Here is a 21,152-nt window from a genome sequence, read left to right on the forward strand (position 1 = left end):
TCCTTTTTGAAGGTTTTCTCGCCTACATCTTATTATTATCTTTTAACAACCTTTTTAGAGCCACAACCACATCCTTTTCTTTTTGTTGTAGCTCTTGTTTTCTTTCTTTTCACTGCTTTCACAAGGGGCACCTCCTTAGGTGGAGCTTAAGATGGCTTATGTTTTTTTTCACTATTAGTATACGAGGAATTTTTTCAAAAGGTGTGGACCTGTACTTCACTGATATCTTTACAAATTCTTAGCTTTCCTTGAAAAAGTTAGACGCTCTAGGTTTATCCCGGAGCGTCTACATCAATTTATTAGATTACGTCTAATTCCTTTAGTCCGTTAAAAATACCATCTTCATCTACCGTAGTGGTTTTTCGTTTAGCGTATTGGAATAATTCCGGATTAGCGTTCCCCATTGCAATCCCTTCGCCAACGGATTGTAGCATTTCCTTATCATTCATGCCGTCCCCAAATGCAATGGTTGCATCTTTTGGTATGTCTAACCGTTCGAGGACTTTCTTAATTGCTTCGCCTTTGTTCACATTGGTTCGAATAATGTCGTAAGCATGCTTCACCCCATTAACATTTACTTGAGATAGTCGGATGTTCGAATGTAACTGATATAATGTAGCATGTTCTGGTTTTAAATTCATAACGGTCATACCTAATATCTGTCCCGTTATTTTCGGTGTATATTCCACATTTTGATACATTTGAAATATTTCACTAAATTGTTGTGAGATTGGACTATCGAGGTGGGTAAAATAATTTTTTCCATTCGTATACATCGTGATTTCATGCTTATGTTCCTTAGCAATCTTCACCATTTCCTTTACATCTTCCTCTTGCATTGGCTCATCCACAATCGTTTCATTATTATAGATGGCATGTGCACCATTATAGCCAATAAAGGAATCAATATTTAACTCCTTTGCAAGGACTTTGATTTCATGAATCGGTCTACCAGTAGCAAGAAAAACTTCAATATTTTGTTCTTGTAGCTTTAAAATTGCCTCCTTGGTTTTCCCAGAGTATGTATGATCTGATTTCAGAATTGTTCCATCAATATCTAAAAATACTGCTTTATATGTCATGTTAAACTCCTTTTAGAAAAATAATGATATAAAGATAGTGTAGCATAAAAAGGAGTTAATCGCAGGTTAAGGGGCAGTAATACCCCCACTGATTGAGATTCACTTTATATGAAAGGGAAGTACTTATTTTATATTCTCTTTACAATAAAAGTAGTACCTTTTGAAAGGAAGCGTTGGAAATGATCCTGTTAAAAAGTAATAGGATGATGGAATTTATGTTTTCCATGATTTTAGGAAAAATTATGCACTGTTTAATTGACTTTGTTCGTGTCGAATTGTAAACTTAATATTAGTGATTATATAAACAATTGGGGTGAAATGGATGGTAGAATCAGTTCTAACTGCAGGCGGGGTTTTAGGATTTATTTCATTTATCCTAAGTCTAATGTTAGTAAAAGTAACACCAAAGGATAAATATGTTGCATATTATCATGCAGTCTTTTTAGGAATTGTGGGTATTCTACTTGTATTAACATCATCATTAGTAGATATTCACTTTATGGGAATACCTTTAGGTGGATTAGGAATTGTATGCATGTTCTCTGCGGCAATTGGATTTATTTTCTCATCAATCTTTGATGCTTATCAACAAGCAAATGCATAAAAAAAGAACGGTTGATCCGTTCTTTTTTTATGGGAAAAATAAATATGTTAAGTTAGGAACATCTATGGTATCTCAGAAAGTAACACCTAAGCAAATCAAAGATTAATTTTGTGAGGGTATCCAGAACTAAAAAGCCTAATCCTAATTAATGTGATGGATTAGGCTATATTTATTATTTTAAATACGTACTTCCATCCCGCTGCTCAATTTTTCCCTCTTTCATGAGCTTTCCAAGTGCTCGTTTAAAGGCAGCTTTACTGATTTGAAAAGTTCCACGAATATCCTCTGGATCACTTTTATCGCTAAATGGAATGACTCCACCATTCTCTTGTAGTTTTTCCATGATGGCTTCAGCGTCATCAACCATACCATGCTGTTTCAGCGGACGAAGGGAAATGTTCAATGTACCATCTCCTTTTACCTCTATTACCCGGCCTTGGACATATTCTCCTAGTCTTGGTTCCTCTTTTCTTTCGGTATGATGAATAAATCCGCGATGATTTTCATCTGTAATGAGAGCCGAACCCTCCCTGCTTGTATAATAGATTGTACCTTTAACAGATTTATTTAAGTTCTCTTCCGATGCAGTTTCAAACTCATAATACATAATTCCTTCTGTAGCTGGGATAGCTAACATACGACCTTTTTTATCAAATCCCAGTGTGACAAAGAGTTTATCACCTGGTTTTGGCCAGACGGATTGATATAGTGGTAAATCATCATTCGACACGAGAAAATCCTTTGCAATACCAATGTTTACGAATGCACCAAGTCGAGGGATTACTTCTACGACCTCGGCCCAACCATATTGATCTAATTGAATTTTTGGTAACACTGTTGTTGCAGTAGTATTCCTCTTTTTATCTTTATATAAAAAGACATCCAATGTTTCTCCTTCTTCATATTCACCATCGGCTTCATTATGATGGAGAAGGGCCTGCTCACCATCTTTTGCAAGTACATAACCAGTATCAATTTGACGTAAAACCTGCATCGATTCGACTGTACCAATTCTTAATGTTTCCATGAGTAACCTTCTTTCTTCTAATTTAAGCATCTAGCACTTAACTTACTGTCATATTCTGGGTGCTTTCACTTTCTATATGTATTGGAAAAGGGATACCCTATTAAAAAGAGTACCCCTTTGATTAAAAAGTAACACATAAGTTTTATATTTTTAATCCCGAATCAACTTTTCGGGTGGGAAATGTTATCAATCATATTTCACTTTAACCGCGGTACATGTTCCACATAGATTTAGCTTTGGTACCTAGTGATTATTTTCTCACTATCACAAACTAGGCTCCTTTGCTTTTCGTTTGATGTTTTCTAACTTAAGCAACGTAAGCCCTTCCTACTCTTACGTCCTTGCGTCCCCTTAGACGCGCCAGTGTGAGTAAGCATCTTCAAAAACATTGTAGAATGCCAGTTCACTTAGTAGTTACTTAAAAGTGCAACTCTATAACAATAACTTGTATACATGATTTTGTCAACTTTATACCATTCAGGTATCTGTTAAAGCTGTTCCGGTTGGACTTCATCTATATGTAAATAAGGTTTTAATTTTTGAAGTTCATGCTCTGGTAGTGCTTCTTCAATCATTGGGAAGACAATTCGTTCTTCCTTTCTAATATGAGTATTTAGAAGTTCACCAAGCTTATTCATAAGGGAGACTTCATTTTCATTGGATGTTAGAATTTGATGCACAAGAGATCTTACAGTTACGTGTTCCAATAGTAATTCGGTTATTTCAGGCTGTTGGATGGACTCATATTGTGCATATATAGGAAGTAGAATTTCTTCTTCATCTCGAAAATGCTGATTGCCATCCTTTTCCCAAAAATTCCTTAGCTTATTCTTTAATTCATTCACTGTTGTATCCCCTTTATCTGTTCCTACTCTTCTTAATTGTAATGCTAAAAATAACGTGTGATGATGGTGATGGGAGAGTGGGTATAATGCTTCATGTCGTTTAATCCCTTTATTACGTTTTGTCATACTTTATCCTCCTTATGGATTTATCTAATGACAATTATAGTAAACCGTTTTTCACTAACATGAAAAGTGATGTAAGTCATTCAATAAGTAGAGGGGATGATTGGATGGAAATGTCACGTAGCTTCGGGGGTATTATTTCCTTTTATAACTAGAACCCTAAAAAATGAGTCCATACTCCAGTAAATTGAAACGGGTGGGACAAAAGTATTTCTTCAGAACAATAACCGAACATGATAGATGCTATTAGTCGTTCTGGAATGTAGTGTACTTTTTGTCTTTTGTGTTAAATGCTTTATGTCCCAGCCCCTTCTCTATTTTTTATATGATGTTAGCTAAGTAGTAACCCGATAATGTTATCTAGTTTTCTCTAAATTTAATTCATTGAAAGCTTTAACGCCCGCCTCGGCTACTTTTACATCATTCGGAACGGTGCTTCCACTCACACCAATCGCTCCTACAACTTTTCCATCTTTCTCAAGAGGAATTCCGCCACCAAAAACAACAATACGTCCTTGATTGGTCGTATTAAGGCCAAAGAGTTCAGCTTTAGGGACTGTTGCTTCTTCAAGATTGGAAGTTGGCATCTTTAAAGCGACAGAGGTCCATGCTTTGTTCTGAGCTATATCAATACTTGCTAACCAAGCATCGTCCATACGGTGAGTAGCAATAAGGTTACCGCCTTCATCTAAAACTGAAATAACCATTTGAACTCCCAATTTAGATGCTTCATTTTCAGCTTTCTCTATAATTGTCTTTGCGATTTCCAGATTTAATTTTTCCATTTAAAATTCCTCCTTATTTATGTAACTAGAATTTATTAAATTCCATTGCATCTATAAAATAACAATTATTATAAATAAATGTTGTTAAAATTTGTCGAGGAGTAATAGATTATAAAAATATATACTTTAGTCCCAGTTAGTAGGGAGGATTTTTTTATATGTATAGTTATTTCGTATCTGTTATTTTAGTTAAGATGGAAATCATATTATGAAATAAAATAGATTTGCTATGGATTTATCGGATTATAGTTTAATAGCTGGTGAATTTGGAGTATTGACTTATTCACTATTTATCTTAGGATTAATACTAATGGTACGCAAAGACATTTTTACATAGAGGGACTAGGGTGGCGGCAACCTGATACAAATTTTTCTGAAATGGAGTGTGAAGAAATGAGAAACTCTTTTTTAATAGTATGTTTCATTATGATAATGACGTTCGGGTTATCCGCATGTGGTTCAGAGCCTACTGATAGGAATATATCGAATGATAATGAAATTTCAACTAGTAAAATAATGTCTGATGTAGGTGAGGAAGATTTTTTGGATTCGGAGAGTATAAGTGTAGCTGATGAATTGGCAGTATATAAAACAGAAGGAATTCAACCTTTATATGATAATTCCATTAAAATTTTAGAAATGGGTGCCCGTTACACTACCATGTTGGACCAACCTAAAAAAGCTTATAATTATTTGAAAGATGAGGTCATTCCATTAATAGATGAAACAAAAATAATGGCCGTAGATTTACAAAATAGTTTAACAAACAAAGAAATAAAAGACTTAAATAAAATATTTATCTATCAAATAGATTTAACACTAGAATCTTTTTCTAAGACAGCAGAAATGACAAAATTAAATATTCCACCGGTTAGTGAAAAGGATACGGGAGAAACAGAAAAAATTTTTGCCAAAACTCGAGAAATACAGGCGGAAATTGATCGTACGATACAGGAATACAATAGTGAGATGGATGAATTATCGAAGAAGTATGATGTGGTCGATAATGACATAGAGATAATTGATGATCCGAATGAGTTAATCGAATAACGAGACACTTAGTTAAGTATACTCCACTTTTTTTCATTGAAATAATTTCATTTTTTCTTGTTCCAAAGACTATGCACTCCAATTGGGTATGAAAAGGGGGAATGTATTTTAAATTAATATTTAATCAACCGTTCCAGAGATAACATGATGAAAATTGATTAAAGTCCTTACAAAAGATAGAACATTTATCAGATATGCAAGCAAGGTTCGTGATATATTCTGATAGAAAATGATAAACAGCAACAAAAGAGGTGGCAACATGAAAGGTCGAACTCATTTAACGATGGGGTTAGGAATTGGAGTAGTGGGGGGGCGGTTACCCAACCATTTGAAATGATGCCTGTTATTTTAGTTGCATCAGGCGTAGCTTCCCTTGCTCCTGATCAAGATGGAAATAATTTATTAAATAAACGCGTAACGAAGACAGCAAAACTAATAAAAAAGCGTGGAGTATTTGTTGGTACAACATTGATAGCATTGTCTTTATTTACATTCTTTTTTGATAAGAGTTTTCTGTCTTTCCTAGATGAAAGATGGTTTGAGCAACAAAATAGACTTTTACTCTTAGGGTTGGGAGCGGTTATTTTAGATTTTCCTTGAGAAGTCAGGAAACTCTAAAAAATATTCTTATGAGTATCATAGGTTTATTTCTATTATACTATTCGGTTACTAATGAATTAACGAAAAAAGGGGTTAAATTCCTATATTACACTAATAAAATATTTCGAATTCGATTTTAAATTCAATCCTTCTTAAAATATCTATGACTATATTTAATAGTTAAACCAAAGATTATGATTAAGATTTATTTCACTTCACGATTATTTGTAAGTATAAAACTATTTAAAGTAGTGGATAGTTGGTTTGAGGATTTGTTGAAATTTAACCTGTTGTGATGTGTTATACAAGGTTGTCATTATGGAATGATTGCCTTGTTTTTAAATAATGATAGATTTTACTGTGGAAAATGGTTTTGGAAAAAGAGTCAACTAATTTTTATTGACATATTATTATTGGTATGTTATAGTGTTTATCTGCAACAAGTTAATTATTGTTGAAGATTCGATCCTCGGCGCTTCTACCATGATGGCGGTCGTAGTGAAGAGGTAACGTACTAGATTATACACGGCAGTTGTGGGTCCAAATCCCACCGAACACTCCATTGCATCATTAAACTTGGACCCTTAGCTCAGTTGGTTAGAGCTATCGGCTCATAACCGATCGGTCGCAGGTTCGAATCCTGCAGGGTCCATCCATGTGATTTAATTAATATAAAATAATAGTATATATGAAAAGTTTTCTAGGGTTCCGCAATTATTCTATTGGACTGGTCCGAGAGAAAACTCACAGCAATGCTGTGCCACGGAGGGACAAAAGCCTGGGAGATACTGTTTATCAGTTATCTCTCAGGCTTTCTTTTGATTTCACATTAAGGTGGGGAATTTGAGTTTTCTGATAAAAGTAATCTGGAGGTGCACTTAGATGAATCGACACTGGTTGAAAGTATTTGTTGCAGCTTTTTTAGAAGTATTGTGGGTGATTGGCTTAGCCCATGCATATGATATTTGGACTTGGACTGGAACAATTATAGCTATTATTGTTAGTAATTATTTAATGATTACAGCAGCTCAAGTTTTACCGGCTGGAACGGTATATGCTGTTTTTGTTGGATTAGGTACAGTAGGTACGGTTCTTTCGGAAATACTTTTCTTTAAAGAACCATTTAAATGGGCGAAAATCCTTTTAATTTTACTATTATTAGTAGGTGTTATTGGGCTGAAATCAGTGACCGATGACAAAGTCGAGGAAGGGGCTGAATCCTAATGGCTTGGTTTTCTTTAATTTTAGCAGGCTTATTGGAAACATTTGGTGTAGCGATGATTAATCAATTGCATATAAAGAAAAATTGGCAAACCGTCGTTTTATTAATTGTAGGATTTGGTTCAAGTCTTCTACTATTAAGCTATTCATTAAAATATATACCGATGGGAACAGGTTATGCGATTTGGACTGGAATCGGCGTGGTTGGTGGTGCTTTAATTGGAATGATATTTTATGGGGAATCAAAAGACTGGAAAAGGATCCTATTTATCGCGATGGTTTTAAGTGCTACCATTGGATTAAAACTCGTATCGTAAAAATCGTTTCATCAATTCAATAATCTATGATTCAATCACAAAAGATAATCTGCTTTCAAGTAGTGGATTATCTTTTTAGTATGTATAGAATCTACTTGTGAGGACGTTAATCAGACTTCCTATAATGATTCTCCTCTTATCCAATGGCTCTTTATCTATAACTATTTAAAGCAGGAGAATGAGTAAAAGAGATGATTTTTATTGGACATTAATTTGAGCATAATCATTTGGATAGTCAAAAATGAAAAAGTGCCAGACAAGCAACAATTGCAGAAAAAGACTGTTGCTTTTTGGCTTTAGTATGAATTTTTGATATACAATTTAAAAACATAAATGTTTAGCATTATTTAAAACTATTTTGTTTCTTCTCATGGTATTCTTATTTAAGGCAGGAGGAGAAGAAATGAAACAATATATTGGCGACTCGTTTATTTTGCCTATTCTGAAAAAATAGTCGATAAATGTAAAACGATTACTAAAGGAATTTTCTTTACTTTGTAGAAATTTATTAATATAAGATTAATGTCTACAAGGAAGGTGAATGATATGCTCAAGAAAAATTTTCTTACAAAAAATTTATTAAAATTGATGCCAAATGATGAGCAAAGCTTGTATGAAAGAAAACTTACTGGTGTTATGAAAAGCTTAAAGGTTCAAGATTACAATTTCAATTGGGATCGTACTAGTTGCTATGTTGAATTTCATTACAATGAGAACTTTTACAAGCTTGAACACTCTGTTGAAAAAGCTAAGAAAAAAGGAATTATTTTACGAAATGGACTAGATTGTTTGATGGAGTTGACTCAGTCATTGGAAGACCTATGCGGTATTGTTGATAGAGGAATGAATGATTTCGAAACATGGATATCTGGCATGAAACAGTCACCTTCAGAAACAAAGGAACTTGAATTCCAAGAAGAATTTGAAATAAGATATAAGACATTGGGAAGACAAACTAATTCGAAATACAACCTTGAGGAACTGAAGGAAACAATACCATTTGGAACTGAAGCATCGCTGAGAGAATTTGAACAAAATCAGATTAACCAACAATCACTAGGTAATAAAGTTAGATTATAAAGAAGTTCCTTGCAGACAAAAGTGTGTTATAGATAGGCATACATATTATGTATACTCTGCTTAAAACCTTGAAAAGAGGTTTTGAAAATACGTCTTCTAGCAAGCTATTTATTCACTTAGAGCTATAAAAGGGGTATTTTATAATACGTTTAGAGATCATTTATCTCTAAACGTATTTTTTTGTAATGAAAATTAAAACAACAAAATAGTATTGAATATAGTAATTTTTTTATTGAAAAACAATAAAAAGTGTATTAAAATCAAAAATGAATATCTTGAAGTAAGGTGTTTTTGATGAAACGAGGATCACCCCTTTTTTAAAAAATTGCTGTTATACTTATGGGAATCCCAGTTTTTACTTTGGACATATTTTTATTGCCTCGGATAGCAAATGAAGCTTTTGAGCAAGCGGCAAGTGGGTCAGACTTGGCATATGTGGTATTTTGGAATTTTGTTTGTTATGTATATATCGACGATACTGTTTTATATTGCATTGTACCAAGCGTTCAAATTGTTAAGTTATATTGACAAGAATCGTGCATTCTCAGAAATCTTTGTAAGGGCTCTGAAGAAAATAAAACACTGTGCTATATTAATCAGTTGTTTGTATGTGGTGGGTCTACCACTAGTCTATCTTATAGAAGAGTGGGATGATGCACCAAGTCTCATTATAGTCGGAATGGTTTCGGTGTTTGCTTCGATAGTTATAGCTGTTTTCGCTGCTGTTCTCCATAAACTTTTACAAGAAGCAATTGATATAAAATCAGAAAACGGTTTAACGGTCTGAGGTGAATTTGATGGCGATTATAATTAATATTGATGTCATGTTAGCTAAAAGGAAAATGAGTGTAACAGAACTTTCGGATAAGGTTGGAATCACGCTGGCTAACATTTCTATATTGAAAAATGGAAAGGGGAAAGCTATTCGATTTTCCACTTTAGAAGCAATATGTAAGGCGTTGGATTGCCAACCAGGAGATATTTTGGAATACAAAAGTGATGATGAAACATATCAAGAATCATAATGCGAAAAGATTGATTTTGAATGGAAAGAAAATAGATATAAAAAGAGATTCAAGATTAGTGTGCTTACATTAATTTTAAAATATAAAGTATCCAATCATCATATGTATTCGAAAACCATGTGCAGAGGATGATTGGAAAATTAACAATAACATGTTGAGAGGACAGATAATGTATGAACATTCCTTTTTTCAAAAATAAAAAATCGGAGGAACCATCTCTTTATCACGATGAAAATATAGCAGACCATATAGCTATAGTCATGGACGGAAACGGACGGTGGGCCAAAAAGCGGGGGATGCCCAGAATTGCTGGACATAAAGAAGGAGTATCTACCGTCATGAATATTGTTAAGGCGGCAGTCAAATATAAAGTAAAGGTTCTGACATTATATGCGTTTTCCACGGAAAACTGGAAACGACCAAAGTCTGAGATAGATTTTATATTAAGGCTTCCCAAAGAGTTTTTACATATTTATCTGCCAGAACTTATAGCCAATAATGTACGTATTGATGCAATCGGTGATATGGAAAATCTTCCTCATCATACAATTGAAGCCGTTCAGTATGCAATCGACCGTACCCGGGATAATGATGGTCTTCAGTTAAATTTTGCACTCAACTATGGAAGCAGAAATGAGATTCTGAATACCATGAAGGAAATGGTCAGGGATATTCATGATGGGAAACTGTCACTAGATGAAGTGGATGAACAGCAGTTTTCAAGATATTTGTATACAGCTAATCTGCCAGACCCTGACTTACTCATTCGGACCGGTGGAGAAAAACGCCTGAGCAATTTCCTACTCTGGCAGCTGGCCTATACAGAATTTTGGTTTACGGATGTACTGTGGCCAGATTTCTCTGAGGAGGAATTTCTAAACGCACTGAAAGAATATCAACAACGACAGAGAAGGTATGGTGGATTATAGTTTATTATTGCATAGCGCTCAGAATAGTGAATAAATTCCTTTTCTGAACGCTTCCTTCTAAATTGTATATTTTATGGCATAAAAATGAACTCAAAATAGTAATAAAAAGCTCAACTATACTATTCATTTATCAATGAAGTATAGTTGAATTATTTTTTGCAAACCCCTAGAAAGACGTCTCGGATGGATTCATTCGTTCTAATATGCGGCGTTTACGATATAGCATTATCCCAGCTTCCGCTACATCTCCTACCATGGACCTGTTTAGGAATGCACCAAAAATGATGCCCGCAATCGGAACCATTTGAAACAGTTTTTTCCACCCGAAATTATCCCGATACGTAAAAATTACCTCACGCCAGCCTTGCAATTGAGATAGCATTTGCTTTTTTTGATTTTCTGTCTGAAAAGAAGAAAGGTCTTCAAGGATGGCTTTCTTGCCCACAATATCGGAGGATGTGAATTGAAGACATTTAACAATGAATACTCTTTCCGCTTTATCATTTGGATCGTATCCATAACTTATAGCAATTTCTTGAAGTACCTTTAGGGATAATCCGATTAGGAATGGAATATCGATGGAAAGTGTAAGAATACCACCAATCCCAGTTGTAGCCCCTTGAACGGTTGCTAGTTTCGTATTAGAAGTTCGAATTACATTAGCAATTTCATCCATTTTGCCCAAAGGAATATCTTGAACATCACGTAAAGTGAATGGTTCACTTTTCGGGGTGAATCCCTTTTGTTTAAATTTCTTTAACACGGTTTCCTCTTTCACTAAATAGTCGCCACCTGTATGAATGTACTTACCTAACTCATCAATGATGGTTCCAATTTTGTCTTGAGCGAATTTGGGTGTTACTCTATCAAGCAATGCAAAGGGTAATCTTCCAAGCTTTTCCCAAAACCACAAATCTTTTTGGTCATTCTCCCAATCCTCAATCTTTCTTAGCTCTTCTATTAAAAAGTCTCGTGATTCAAATGTTGTCACGTTATCTACTCCTATTATGCTTCATTATTATTTCCTCGTAATAGTATGTTTTTATATGATTATTCAATATACCATATGAGATTAATTTTTCCATATTGGACGTCATCAAGGGGGGCCATGGTTCCAATAAAAAGGTCTGGATGTAAAGCGGGAAAGAGTTATACCAAATAATCAGACCCAAATACAAATAAAAACGAAATCCAAGGGCATACTAAATTATATTTTTAGTGGGAGGGTATGAATATGAATTCAAATGTATCAGTCTTTGCCCTTGGCGGTTTAAATGAAATTGGAAAGAATATGTATGCCATTGAAAGTGAAAACGATATTGTACTTGTTGATTGTGGAAATAAGTTCCCAGATGAGAGCTTATTAGGTATTGATTTAATTATTCCTGATATTTCTTATCTTGTAGAGAAACAAGATAAAGTGCGTGCATTACTAGTCACTCATGGTCATGAAGATCATATTGGTGGAATCCCTTATTTTTTAAAACAACTTAATATACCCGTGTATGCTACAAGATTTACACTAGGAATCATTGAATTGAAGTTAAAAGAACATCGATTGTTAAGGGAAAGCGAACTGTATGAAATCCATTCCGACTCTAAATTACAGATTGGTGAAATGGAGATTAGTTTTTTTCAGGTCAATCATAGTATTCCGGATTGCTTAGGAATCGTCTTTGATACTCCTGAAGGAACGATTGTACATACGGGAGACTTTAAGTTTGATTTGAATCCTGCCAATGGGGAACGCCCGGATATTAATAAAATGGCGGAAATAGGAAGTAGAGGAGTGCTTCTTCTCCTATCCGAAAGTACGAATGCAGAGCGTAAGGGATTTACACCATCTGAACAAATGATTGGTGAAAACTTAGAAAATATGTTTCTAAAAGCGAAGCGGAAGATTATTGTTTCTACCTTTGCCTCTAATATTAGCCGTGTACAGCAGGTTATAGATGCATCGGATAAATCGAATAGAAAACTAGCATTGCTTGGCAGGTCGATGGTGAATGTTGTAAGGGTTGCGATGGAACGTGGGTATTTAACCGTTCCAAAAGGAATGCTCATTGAACCAAAAGAAATTAATGAATTCCCACCGGAGAGGGTTACGATTGTATGCACGGGGAGCCAGGGAGAGCCAATGGCTGCACTAAGTCGCCTTTCTACTGGTAATTACCGAGATGCAGAAATTTTACCAGAAGATATGGTCATTCTGGCAGCAGGTCCCATCCCAGGAAATGAAAAGAATGTTACAACCATTGTAGATAACTTATATCAATTAGGTGCTCATGTGCTTTATGGGTCTGGTAGTAGTTCCGGTATGCATGTTTCTGGTCATGGCTATCAAGAAGACCTAAAATTGATGCTTACACTTATGAAACCAACTTATTTTATTCCGATTCATGGGGAATATCGCATGCTACATCATCACCGAATGCTCGCAGAATCGGTTGGGATAGACCCAGAGAATACATTTATCCTAAAAAATGGTGATGTTGTTGATGTTGAACATTCCGTAGCTCGTTCAACAAGAACCGTCACTGCTGGTAGTACGTATGTTGACGGAGTGGACGTGGGAAATATGGAATTCGTGCTTCGGGATAGGAAGCATATTGCAGAGGATGGTATGTTAATGATTATTCTTCCTATGAGTAAACCAGAAGGGAAAATGCTTGCAGAACCTGAAATAATTTCGCGTGGATTTGTAGATCGTAATTTCCCTCAACTAAGAAAAGAAATGAACCGGATTATTCGTGAAACGATACATGAGCTACATGAAGCAAATCGATTTTCTTGGAACGCAAAGAAAAAACAAATCAAGAAATATGTAAGGAAATATATCAAAGAACGTACGAAGAAGGAACCTATGATTGTACCTATCTTGATTGAAATTTAAAGGTTAGTATAGGATAGATCAATGCTTTATAACTCAAAGTGTTGATCTATTTTTTCTTGTACTACTACGAAATAATGAGATTTACTCTTCGCAAAGTCATCTCCTTGCCAAGCTGTCTCACATAAGATATACGGTATGATTCATTTTATTATTTGGGGAGGTCTTCTCTTGTATTATTCTAATCCATACTTGGCTTATCCATATTATTATCCGCACGGAATGGCTAGGATACCTGTTCCTATGTATGTGGGATATGTTCCCCCACACACGAATGGCTCTTTTCAGCCGTGGGAAAGTGAAAGACAGCAAAGCCAATTTCCACCTGTTAATATTCAAGGGTTGGATGATTCTGTGAAAAGATTCCGTAAGCTAATGAGGCAGGCTGATTTACTTATAGATAAGTTAGCTGAGGACCGTGAGTTTGCCACAGAACTTGCGAGTGCAGCTCAACAATCAAATCATGAGAGAGTAAATGAATTAATTTTATCAACAGGAATTACCATTGATGTTAAAACTACTTTCACTCCGACAGCTATTAGGATTATATTAGATAATTCGGAAGTAGAAGGGGGCTGTTGTGACCTACTAATCGCACTAAGGTGGTGAAACCTTCCATACCATTTAAAAGAACGTAGAGAAGTCAATGGATTACTGGGGAATAGAAACGAGGATGGGGCATAACTAAATAAACGTTATATTGAAACCCTTCAGCTACATAAATGCTGAAGGGTTTCTTTACAAATATTCCTTTATTCCAATTTTATGTTTTTGGTATTATAAAACAGTTCTTAGATGATAAACTGATGCGTACTTTAGATATATTATTTTATATAATAAGGTTTACTCTAACCAAATGACGTGTACGAAATGGTAATAAGCAAGGAGCGCTTGCATGAAAAAGTCCACATGATGTATGCAGTTTGAACTTTAGATCTTTTTTAAGAAAGGATACGAAAATATTAATCCCAATAAATAAAAAATTACTAACAAGTAAACGGGAAGTAAATGAATAAAGGTTGTATATCCGATATAAAAATGCGTTCCAATCCCTGCTAAAAAAGCTGGTAAAGCACCTATACATAGTGTATTCCAAATCCAACGTTCTCCTTTTCTAAAACCCCATAAGGAAATCATTAGTACAAGCAACCCAACACTTATAAGGGCACTGCCAAATCCTGCTCGATCATGTGCGATAACAGGAATTAAGTTAGTACTAATTCTATCTAGCATTTGTGGTGACATGCACAAGAAGCTCAAATCAGTGGATACAAAAACGTTGGATACACCAATAATGGAAATAACAATTCCACCTACTATGATCAAAAATCCTAGTATGATGAACATGAGCTGCCCGTAAAGCCCATACTTCCATGTCCAATCATTTTTTCCGTGACTGGAATATGGAGTTCCTGTTATTCTTTTACCCTCCTTAAAACTAACATAATATATCGGTAATAAGATAAGCCAAAATAAACCATGTAGCCAATCAAAGTAACCATAGCCGATAAAAAGAAAGATACCGAGAAACCCTACGATTGCTGCACTGTGAAAAGTAATCCTTGCCCAATGCATCCCATATTTTAATCCATGTCGAGAAAGCTGGATATATAATATTCCTCCAGAAATCATCGTACCAGCTAATGCCATTCGATCATGTGACATAAACGCTAAGATGAGTGGATTTACCTGTAATATATCCGCTCTGGTTAGTCCGATAAAAGATTCATCATAGGGAAGAATAATACTTGTAAATGCAAAATATAAGGCAATAATTCCTCCAATTAGGATGGAAAGACCAAACAGAAAAGACCAGTGCCAATTGTGACTTTTGATAGGTTGGACTTTTTCAAATAATAATCTTTCATGAATTCGCTTTGGTAAACCTGGTCCAGCTTTTACATACCCATCTGTTAACATAAGCAAATCGGTACCGTTGCGAACTAATGTATAAGCATCCTCTGGTGTCTCGACTCCTCCAGATGTTATAACTGTCACTTCAGGGGAGAGATTCTTAATTTGTTTAACCGCTTTGGTAAGGGATTTATTTGCATTTCCGTCTTCATGCCAGTAACTATCCCTTGTTTGGCGGGGAGCACAAACGACGATACCATCAATAGATTTATGTTGTATTAATTTTTTCATTTCTAATGTTTTTTCGTTTATTTCATTAGCGGAAAAAGATACATAAAAAGTACGTTCCAAATTTATATCGCTATTGTCCTGTATTTGCCCACTTGTTCCGATAAAGGCGTCCACAAAAGGTGTTAAATGTTGCACAATTATGTTCCATTCATTTCCTTTTATTTGTGAATCTATTCTAGCAAATATGGGAATTCGTATAGTTAGGTTTGTTAATTTTTGAATAGCTAGTTTAAGAGGAACCTTTTCTTGATGATTAGAAAATAGAATATGATTGTTTTCCCTTATTGGTTCTCTTTGGTTGTTAGGTTTGTTCAACACAATTGGTCCAATCTCTATGAATCCAAAGCCTAATTCTTGCAAACCGTTCATACCTGATAAATTAGGATCAATTTGGCTACCTAACCCAATAGGGGAAGGAAACCTAGCATGATTCACCTCTTTTTCTATGACTCGTGGGGGCTTCATATGTCCTAAAAAGCCAATAAGCCTCCTACCACCGGGTATAGATGCAAGGCTACTCATAGATTTATGAATAAATGCTCGGCTTGTTATCGTCCTCATTCTATCCAATAATAGTTTTTTTAGTGGATGATAAGACCAATCTGGCATAGACAACACCTCCTAATCATAATTCCGCTATGTTTATCCTGTTTTCCATGTCGTTATTTATTTACTACGCTTTTATTCTAGCATGTTAGTAGCAAAAATGGTTTCATTGAGAGAAAAGCGACACAAATGATTTACTAATGCTGGCTTTACCGTTTTCGGAGATAAAGATTATCGTAATGGATACGAAGAATTTTTGTTATACTATTAAAAATAGGTATGAAGAGGATACCATGATTCATTTAGATGGAAGAAGTTGGGCAGATATGATTGCCATTTTATTCTTAATTTACAGCTTTTACTTCATGCTAACTTTTTTTAATATGTACATAAGAGTAATGAAATTTTTAACGAAACAGGCAAGGAGCAGTAAGTCTGGCTTTGTTGATTCCTGTTTTAATACCTATTGTTAGTATTGGATACTCTCCATGTTGGAGGTGAATATCTTGAGCAGGATGAGAGTAAACTTCATGAAGCATTTTTGAATATTTGTATATACGTTACTTGGTCAAATTATTGTATTTTAACATAATATTTATAGTGATGAAATCATAGACATGATTGGAGTTACTTTTATGACAACATTAAATTGGTTGTTATATGATGGTCAACATCTAAAGAAAGTAAATAATAACTAAAGGGGAATAACATGGAAACTTGGATAACTGATATCATGAACGAATTTGGCTATATGGGGGTATTGTTCCTTATTGCACTAGAAAATATCTTTCCTCCGATACCATCTGAAGTTATCTTAACGTTCGGAGGATTTATGACAACAACGACCAATCTAAGTATATTTGGTGTGGTTATTTCTGCAACAGCAGGTTCCGTTGTTGGTGCTATTGTTCTTTATATCATTGGTCTTCAACTGGATGTAGAAAGATTGGAAAAAATAGTAGACAGATGGGGGCATGTTCTTCGTATTACAAAAAAGGACGTACATAAGGCGGATGCTTGGTTTGATAAATATGGACCATGGACGGTTTTCTTCTGTCGCTTCATTCCTTTAATTAGGAGTCTGATTTCTATTCCAGCTGGTATGTCCAATATGAACGTTGGTTTATTTCTATTGTTTACAACATTGGGAACCTTTATTTGGAATATTGTACTGGTGAACCTTGGCGCATCCGTCGGCAGCTCCTGGGAAGATATTGTTAATTATATGGACATATACTCAAATGTTATTTATGTGGTATTGTTTATACTTCTTATCGTATTGGTATTTCTATATTTTAAAAAAAGAAGAAAGAAGAAATAATGCAAAAGGGGAGAGGATAAATTGAAAGAATGGTGGCGTAGAAAGAAAGCAAAAACGAGAAAAAGTAGAAAAAGCAGGAGCGATTACACTTTTTTTGACTTTATTTTAGATGTCCTATTTTGGGCACCTGAATTGATTCTTTTTCCCATCAGAATAATCTATTGGTTAGTTAAAGGAGTTGGAAGGTTTATTTTTGACGTTTAATTCGTATAAAAATCATCATAAAATAAGAGGCAAACTTACAATAATATAGTTTGCCTTTAAGTGTTATTATAAAATTTGCAGCTATGGATACATTTTTATTAAGCTATGCCACGTCCAGCTTTACCACTTAAGCTTTAGCTTGTAAGGGCGCTTTTACTTTTGTTCCTAATCTGCAACAATTTTGACTTTTTTGACCTGATATTTATCCATTTCATCCACAATGAACTGGTATCCATCATGTATAATGGAAGTTCCTACTTTAGCATCCAATTCTGTTGCGAAAATCCATCCTCCGATTGTGTCCACATCATTATCTGGAAGATTAATGCCTAATAATTTACTTAAATCATCTAAATGTAACTTCCCAGATACTACTTTCGTATTTTCATTGATTTCCTCAATCTCAGGTGGTTCATCTTCATCAAATTCATCTCGAATATCACCGACTATTTCCTCAAGAATGTCCTCTACCGTCACAATTCCTGACGTTCCCCCATATTCATCATGAACGATGGCCATGTGAATACGTTCTTTTTGCATTTTCAAGAGAAGCTGCCTGATAGGTGTGGCCTCCGATACATGAATGATTGGGCGGATTAAATTCTCAATGTTTGTTGACTGATTTCCGTCTAATTGACTGGTGAAAATCTCTTTTATGTTGATAACCCCAAGAATATTATCTTTTTCCCCATCTGCCACAGGATATCTCGTAAATTGTGTGTTTCGTATAATATCGGTATGATTAGATAAACTGTCTTCCTTAAAGAAACACACCATTTCATTACGGGGAACCATAATTTCTCTTACCGTGGTTTCGTCAAATTCAAAAATATTATTAACATACGTCATTTCGGTAAGATTAATTTCTCCATTTTTATAGCTGTCCGTTACAATCATTCGCACTTCTTCTTCAGAATGGGCTGCTTCATGCTCTTTTATTGCTTTAAATCCTAACAAACGTACGAGTAATTGTGCAGATCCATTTAGTAGCCAAATGAATGGATACATGATTTTATGGAAGAAGATAAGCGGTCTAGCCAGGAGCAATGTCACTTTTTCAGCTTGTTGTATAGCAATTGTCTTTGGTGCCAATTCACCAATAACGACATGCAAATAGGTTACTAGAATAAAAGCTATGAAAAAGGATAATAAACTTGCGACCGTTGAATGAATCCCTAATTCTTGAAAGATGGGATTTAATAAACGTTCGACAGTAGGTTCTCCCAACCACCCTAAACCTAGGGCGGTTACCGTTATTCCTAACTGACAGGCAGAAAGATAGTCATCTAGATTATCAATCAATTTTTTTGCATAAACTGCACTTTTATTTCCCTCTTCAATCAACTGTTCAATTCTCGTTGAACGAACCTTTACAATAGAAAATTCGGTTGCTACAAAGAATGCCGTAAGCAATATCAATATAGCAACCAACATCAGGTTAACAATATCCAATTAGCACCCCTATATCCTTAAGATACAAGGGGTTTTCACCTCCACATTATTCTAAATAAGATTATATGCTATTTTTCCGATGATGATTCAAACAAGGTAAAACATACATGCTTGAATCAAAAACATATTCTAAACACCTATTCATTTTTACCTTCCCATGTGAATCACCCACTTTCCTACTATTATTATAATCAAATTATGGAATGTAGTCTATGATTAATTACATGGACAAACCCAAAGTAAAAATGAATCTAAGCTTATTGATGTAAATACATAGTGGATTAGTCGAAATAAAATACAGAACATAATAAGGAATTCCTTCATCAACTAGTTGATTTACCACTTTAGACATGCAGGATGGTTCATTTTATCCATTAACATCCATGTGATATCTGGTATTACTTACATTTCTCTTGAAAATTTATATTATTTCAAAATTAGAGACACCTCATGTAAAATGGTATGTGAGGAGTGTGATAACAAATGAAAGCGCAAGTTATTAAAAGTTTTGGAGAACCATCCGTTTTTGAGATTGCTGAGGTACCTAAGCCAGAAGTCATTCCAGGGCATGTTGTTATTCAAGTAAAAGCAACAAGTGTCAATCCCATTGATACAAAGGTTCGTAGTGGTGCAGTAGCCGCAGTAGCACCTGATTTTCCGGCAGTACTACACGGTGATGTGGCTGGAGTTGTCGTGGACGTTGGAGAAGATGTAACCGAGTTTAAAGTCGGTGATGAAGTCTATGGTTGTGCAGGAGGTTTTAAAGGAACAGCTGGTGCACTTGCAGAATATATGCTTGCAGACGTCCAACTACTAGCTCCTAAGCCGAAAAATATAACGATGATACAAGCAGCGGCACTTCCATTAGTAACCATTACAGCATGGGAGGCACTATATAACCGTGGAAATATACAAAGTGGACAAACAGTGCTTGTTCATGCAGCTGCAGGCGGAGTAGGTCATGTTGCTATTCAACTTGCAAAACTAGCTGGTGCGCAAGTATTTACAACAGCTTCCTCTGAGGAAAAGTTAAGTATTGGTAAGCAACTGGGAGCAGATGAGGTTATTAATTACCGAGAGCAGTCTGTGGAGCAATATGTAAAGGAACATACAGATAATAAGGGGTTCAACGTAGTGTTTGATACAGTCGGTGGCGAAAATCTTGACCGATCTTTTCAAGCTGTAGCAACCTATGGGACTGTATTAGGAATCGCAGCACGTTCCACACATGATTTGTCAGTACTTCATTCTAAATCATTGTCCTTACATATTACCTTTATGCTTCTAAAGATTATTAATAAGGAGCAAAGAAAGGATCATGGTAAAATATTACGGGAAGTAACGAGACTTGTAGAAGAAGGAAAAATTCAGCCATTAGTTGATGAAAACATTTTTACTTTTGACCAAGTAACAGAAGCTCATACTTTATTAGAATCCAATAAGGCAATAGGGAAGATTGTTTTGAAAAATGAATGGTAGGGACAGTACTTTTGATTTGTTCATAAATGATGCGATTGTTCAGTTGGAACAGTCGCTTTTTTAAAACAAAAAATGAGGATAATGAAACAGATAGTATTGATTATTTCACACATTATCTTTATGATTACGATAAACTATTCCATACTGATTGATTGTACCATAGGAAGTCAGCGAAATAAGGATGATTTTATTTGCTAAAAGTATTAAGAATTATTTTAGGAGTTATTATTATTTTCATTTCAGCATATGGTCTCATTACAAAAAATCTTGAATATCAGCCATTTACGATGCTTTTCGTAAGCTTCATGATGTTGGTAATGGGCTTAGAAGAATTCCAAAAAGGAAGAAAAGGATATGGCTGGCTTGGAATAATTGTATCTATTTTTGTGTTTTTTGTATCTAATCAAGGATTTTATTAAAATAGATG

23 protein-coding genes, 1 tRNA gene and 1 riboswitch are annotated in these 21,152 nt (G+C 34.9%); of the genes, 17 read left to right on the top strand and 7 right to left on the bottom strand.

Going from position 1 to position 21,152, the window contains the following annotated elements; all coding sequences use genetic code 11:
• Positions 1–299: 299 nt before the first annotated feature.
• Positions 300–1,082, bottom strand: a complete 783-nt coding sequence (locus CAO17_RS02590; RefSeq protein ID WP_085991270.1) for an HAD family hydrolase — start codon at positions 1,080–1,082, stop codon at positions 300–302.
• A 322-nt stretch (positions 1,083–1,404) separates the two neighbouring features.
• Between CAO17_RS02590 and CAO17_RS02595 the strand changes: the two genes are divergently transcribed.
• On the top strand, positions 1,405–1,686 hold the full coding sequence (locus CAO17_RS02595; protein ID WP_085991271.1) for a hypothetical protein: 282 nt from the start codon (positions 1,405–1,407) through the stop codon (positions 1,684–1,686).
• A gap of 172 nt (positions 1,687–1,858) precedes the next feature.
• Here CAO17_RS02595 and CAO17_RS02600 read toward each other — a convergent pair whose 3' ends face one another.
• The 3 genes from CAO17_RS02600 to CAO17_RS02610 form a co-directional block, all read right to left on the bottom strand.
• Positions 1,859–2,713: a CvfB family protein gene (locus CAO17_RS02600; RefSeq protein WP_085991272.1), complete on the bottom strand. Its 855-nt coding sequence runs from the start codon at positions 2,711–2,713 to the stop codon at positions 1,859–1,861.
• Between the two features lie 488 nt (positions 2,714–3,201).
• Positions 3,202–3,684: a hemerythrin domain-containing protein gene (locus CAO17_RS02605; protein ID WP_085991273.1), complete on the bottom strand. Its 483-nt coding sequence runs from the start codon at positions 3,682–3,684 to the stop codon at positions 3,202–3,204.
• A gap of 353 nt (positions 3,685–4,037) precedes the next feature.
• Positions 4,038–4,466 (bottom strand): GlcG/HbpS family heme-binding protein, encoded by a 429-nt coding sequence (locus CAO17_RS02610; RefSeq protein ID WP_085991274.1) that lies wholly within the window; start codon positions 4,464–4,466, stop codon positions 4,038–4,040.
• A 393-nt stretch (positions 4,467–4,859) separates the two neighbouring features.
• Between CAO17_RS02610 and CAO17_RS02615 the strand changes: the two genes are divergently transcribed.
• The 9 genes from CAO17_RS02615 to CAO17_RS02655 all read left to right on the top strand — a co-directional run bounded on the left by CAO17_RS02615 (position 4,860) and on the right by CAO17_RS02655 (position 10,688).
• Positions 4,860–5,516, top strand: coding sequence for a hypothetical protein (locus CAO17_RS02615; RefSeq protein ID WP_085991275.1), 657 nt, complete (start codon positions 4,860–4,862; stop codon positions 5,514–5,516).
• A gap of 336 nt (positions 5,517–5,852) precedes the next feature.
• Positions 5,853–6,116, top strand: coding sequence for a hypothetical protein (locus CAO17_RS21585; RefSeq protein WP_245831746.1), 264 nt, complete (start codon positions 5,853–5,855; stop codon positions 6,114–6,116).
• Between the two features lie 578 nt (positions 6,117–6,694).
• Positions 6,695–6,768: transfer RNA gene (locus tag CAO17_RS02625), tRNA-Ile, on the top strand.
• A 37-nt stretch (positions 6,769–6,805) separates the two neighbouring features.
• Positions 6,806–6,903: riboswitch (guanidine-I (ykkC/yxkD leader) on the top strand.
• 95 nt (positions 6,904–6,998) lie between these two features.
• The gene (locus tag CAO17_RS02630; RefSeq protein WP_085991276.1) at positions 6,999–7,340 is read left to right on the top strand and encodes a DMT family transporter; all 342 of its coding nucleotides are present in this window, start codon (positions 6,999–7,001) and stop codon (positions 7,338–7,340) included.
• A complete protein-coding gene (locus CAO17_RS02635; protein ID WP_085991277.1) occupies positions 7,340–7,654 on the top strand; it encodes a DMT family transporter in 315 nt (104 codons plus the stop codon). The genes CAO17_RS02630 and CAO17_RS02635 overlap by 1 nt, the downstream gene beginning before the upstream one ends.
• Before the next feature lie 546 nt (positions 7,655–8,200).
• The gene (locus tag CAO17_RS02640; RefSeq protein ID WP_085991278.1) at positions 8,201–8,734 is read left to right on the top strand and encodes a hypothetical protein; all 534 of its coding nucleotides are present in this window, start codon (positions 8,201–8,203) and stop codon (positions 8,732–8,734) included.
• Positions 8,735–9,167: 433 nt separating this feature from the next.
• Positions 9,168–9,521 carry a DUF2975 domain-containing protein gene (locus CAO17_RS02645; protein ID WP_425435904.1) on the top strand — a complete coding sequence of 118 codons (354 nt, stop codon included), beginning with the start codon at positions 9,168–9,170 and terminating at the stop codon, positions 9,519–9,521.
• A 10-nt stretch (positions 9,522–9,531) separates the two neighbouring features.
• Entirely contained in the window at positions 9,532–9,759 is a 228-nt protein-coding gene (locus CAO17_RS02650) for a helix-turn-helix domain-containing protein (RefSeq protein ID WP_085991279.1), read from the top strand.
• 173 nt (positions 9,760–9,932) lie between these two features.
• On the top strand, positions 9,933–10,688 hold the full coding sequence (locus CAO17_RS02655) for an undecaprenyl pyrophosphate synthase (protein WP_085991280.1): 756 nt from the start codon (positions 9,933–9,935) through the stop codon (positions 10,686–10,688).
• Between the two features lie 166 nt (positions 10,689–10,854).
• On the opposite strand, the gene CAO17_RS02660 is transcribed toward CAO17_RS02655, so the two are convergent.
• Positions 10,855–11,679 (bottom strand): EcsC family protein, encoded by an 825-nt coding sequence (locus CAO17_RS02660; RefSeq protein WP_143833708.1) that lies wholly within the window; start codon positions 11,677–11,679, stop codon positions 10,855–10,857.
• A 243-nt stretch (positions 11,680–11,922) separates the two neighbouring features.
• On the opposite strand from CAO17_RS02660, the gene CAO17_RS02665 reads away from it, so the two are divergent.
• Positions 11,923–13,581 (top strand): ribonuclease J, encoded by a 1,659-nt coding sequence (locus CAO17_RS02665; RefSeq protein WP_085991282.1) that lies wholly within the window; start codon positions 11,923–11,925, stop codon positions 13,579–13,581.
• Between the two features lie 168 nt (positions 13,582–13,749).
• The gene (locus CAO17_RS02670) at positions 13,750–14,187 is read left to right on the top strand and encodes a YuzC family spore coat inner layer protein (protein WP_085991283.1); all 438 of its coding nucleotides are present in this window, start codon (positions 13,750–13,752) and stop codon (positions 14,185–14,187) included.
• Between the two features lie 321 nt (positions 14,188–14,508).
• On the opposite strand, the gene CAO17_RS02675 is transcribed toward CAO17_RS02670, so the two are convergent.
• Complete coding sequence (locus tag CAO17_RS02675; RefSeq protein WP_085991284.1) at positions 14,509–16,332, bottom strand: hypothetical protein; 1,824 nt, start codon at positions 16,330–16,332, stop codon at positions 14,509–14,511.
• 176 nt (positions 16,333–16,508) lie between these two features.
• Between CAO17_RS02675 and CAO17_RS02680 the strand changes: the two genes are divergently transcribed.
• The 3 genes from CAO17_RS02680 (at position 16,509) to CAO17_RS02690 (ending at position 17,794) form a co-directional block, all read left to right on the top strand.
• Entirely contained in the window at positions 16,509–16,742 is a 234-nt protein-coding gene (locus tag CAO17_RS02680) for a hypothetical protein (RefSeq protein WP_143833709.1), read from the top strand.
• Positions 16,743–16,978: 236 nt separating this feature from the next.
• A complete protein-coding gene (locus CAO17_RS02685; protein WP_085991286.1) occupies positions 16,979–17,590 on the top strand; it encodes a DedA family protein in 612 nt (203 codons plus the stop codon).
• Positions 17,591–17,611: 21 nt separating this feature from the next.
• Positions 17,612–17,794, top strand: coding sequence for a hypothetical protein (locus tag CAO17_RS02690; RefSeq protein WP_085991287.1), 183 nt, complete (start codon positions 17,612–17,614; stop codon positions 17,792–17,794).
• 165 nt (positions 17,795–17,959) lie between these two features.
• Here the strand turns inward: CAO17_RS02690 and CAO17_RS02695 are convergent, their stop codons facing one another.
• Positions 17,960–19,246, bottom strand: coding sequence for a hemolysin family protein (locus CAO17_RS02695; RefSeq protein ID WP_085991288.1), 1,287 nt, complete (start codon positions 19,244–19,246; stop codon positions 17,960–17,962).
• Positions 19,247–19,729: 483 nt separating this feature from the next.
• On the opposite strand from CAO17_RS02695, the gene CAO17_RS02700 reads away from it, so the two are divergent.
• Both CAO17_RS02700 and CAO17_RS02705 read left to right on the top strand, forming a co-directional pair.
• The gene (locus CAO17_RS02700) at positions 19,730–20,725 is read left to right on the top strand and encodes a zinc-dependent alcohol dehydrogenase family protein (protein WP_085991289.1); all 996 of its coding nucleotides are present in this window, start codon (positions 19,730–19,732) and stop codon (positions 20,723–20,725) included.
• 191 nt (positions 20,726–20,916) lie between these two features.
• The gene (locus CAO17_RS02705) at positions 20,917–21,144 is read left to right on the top strand and encodes a YczI family protein (RefSeq protein WP_085991290.1); all 228 of its coding nucleotides are present in this window, start codon (positions 20,917–20,919) and stop codon (positions 21,142–21,144) included.
• The last annotated feature ends 8 nt before the right edge of the window (positions 21,145–21,152 follow it).

The sequence above is a fragment of the Oceanobacillus senegalensis genome (genome assembly GCF_900176885.1).
Classification (GTDB): domain Bacteria; phylum Bacillota; class Bacilli; order Bacillales; family Amphibacillaceae; genus Oceanobacillus; species Oceanobacillus senegalensis.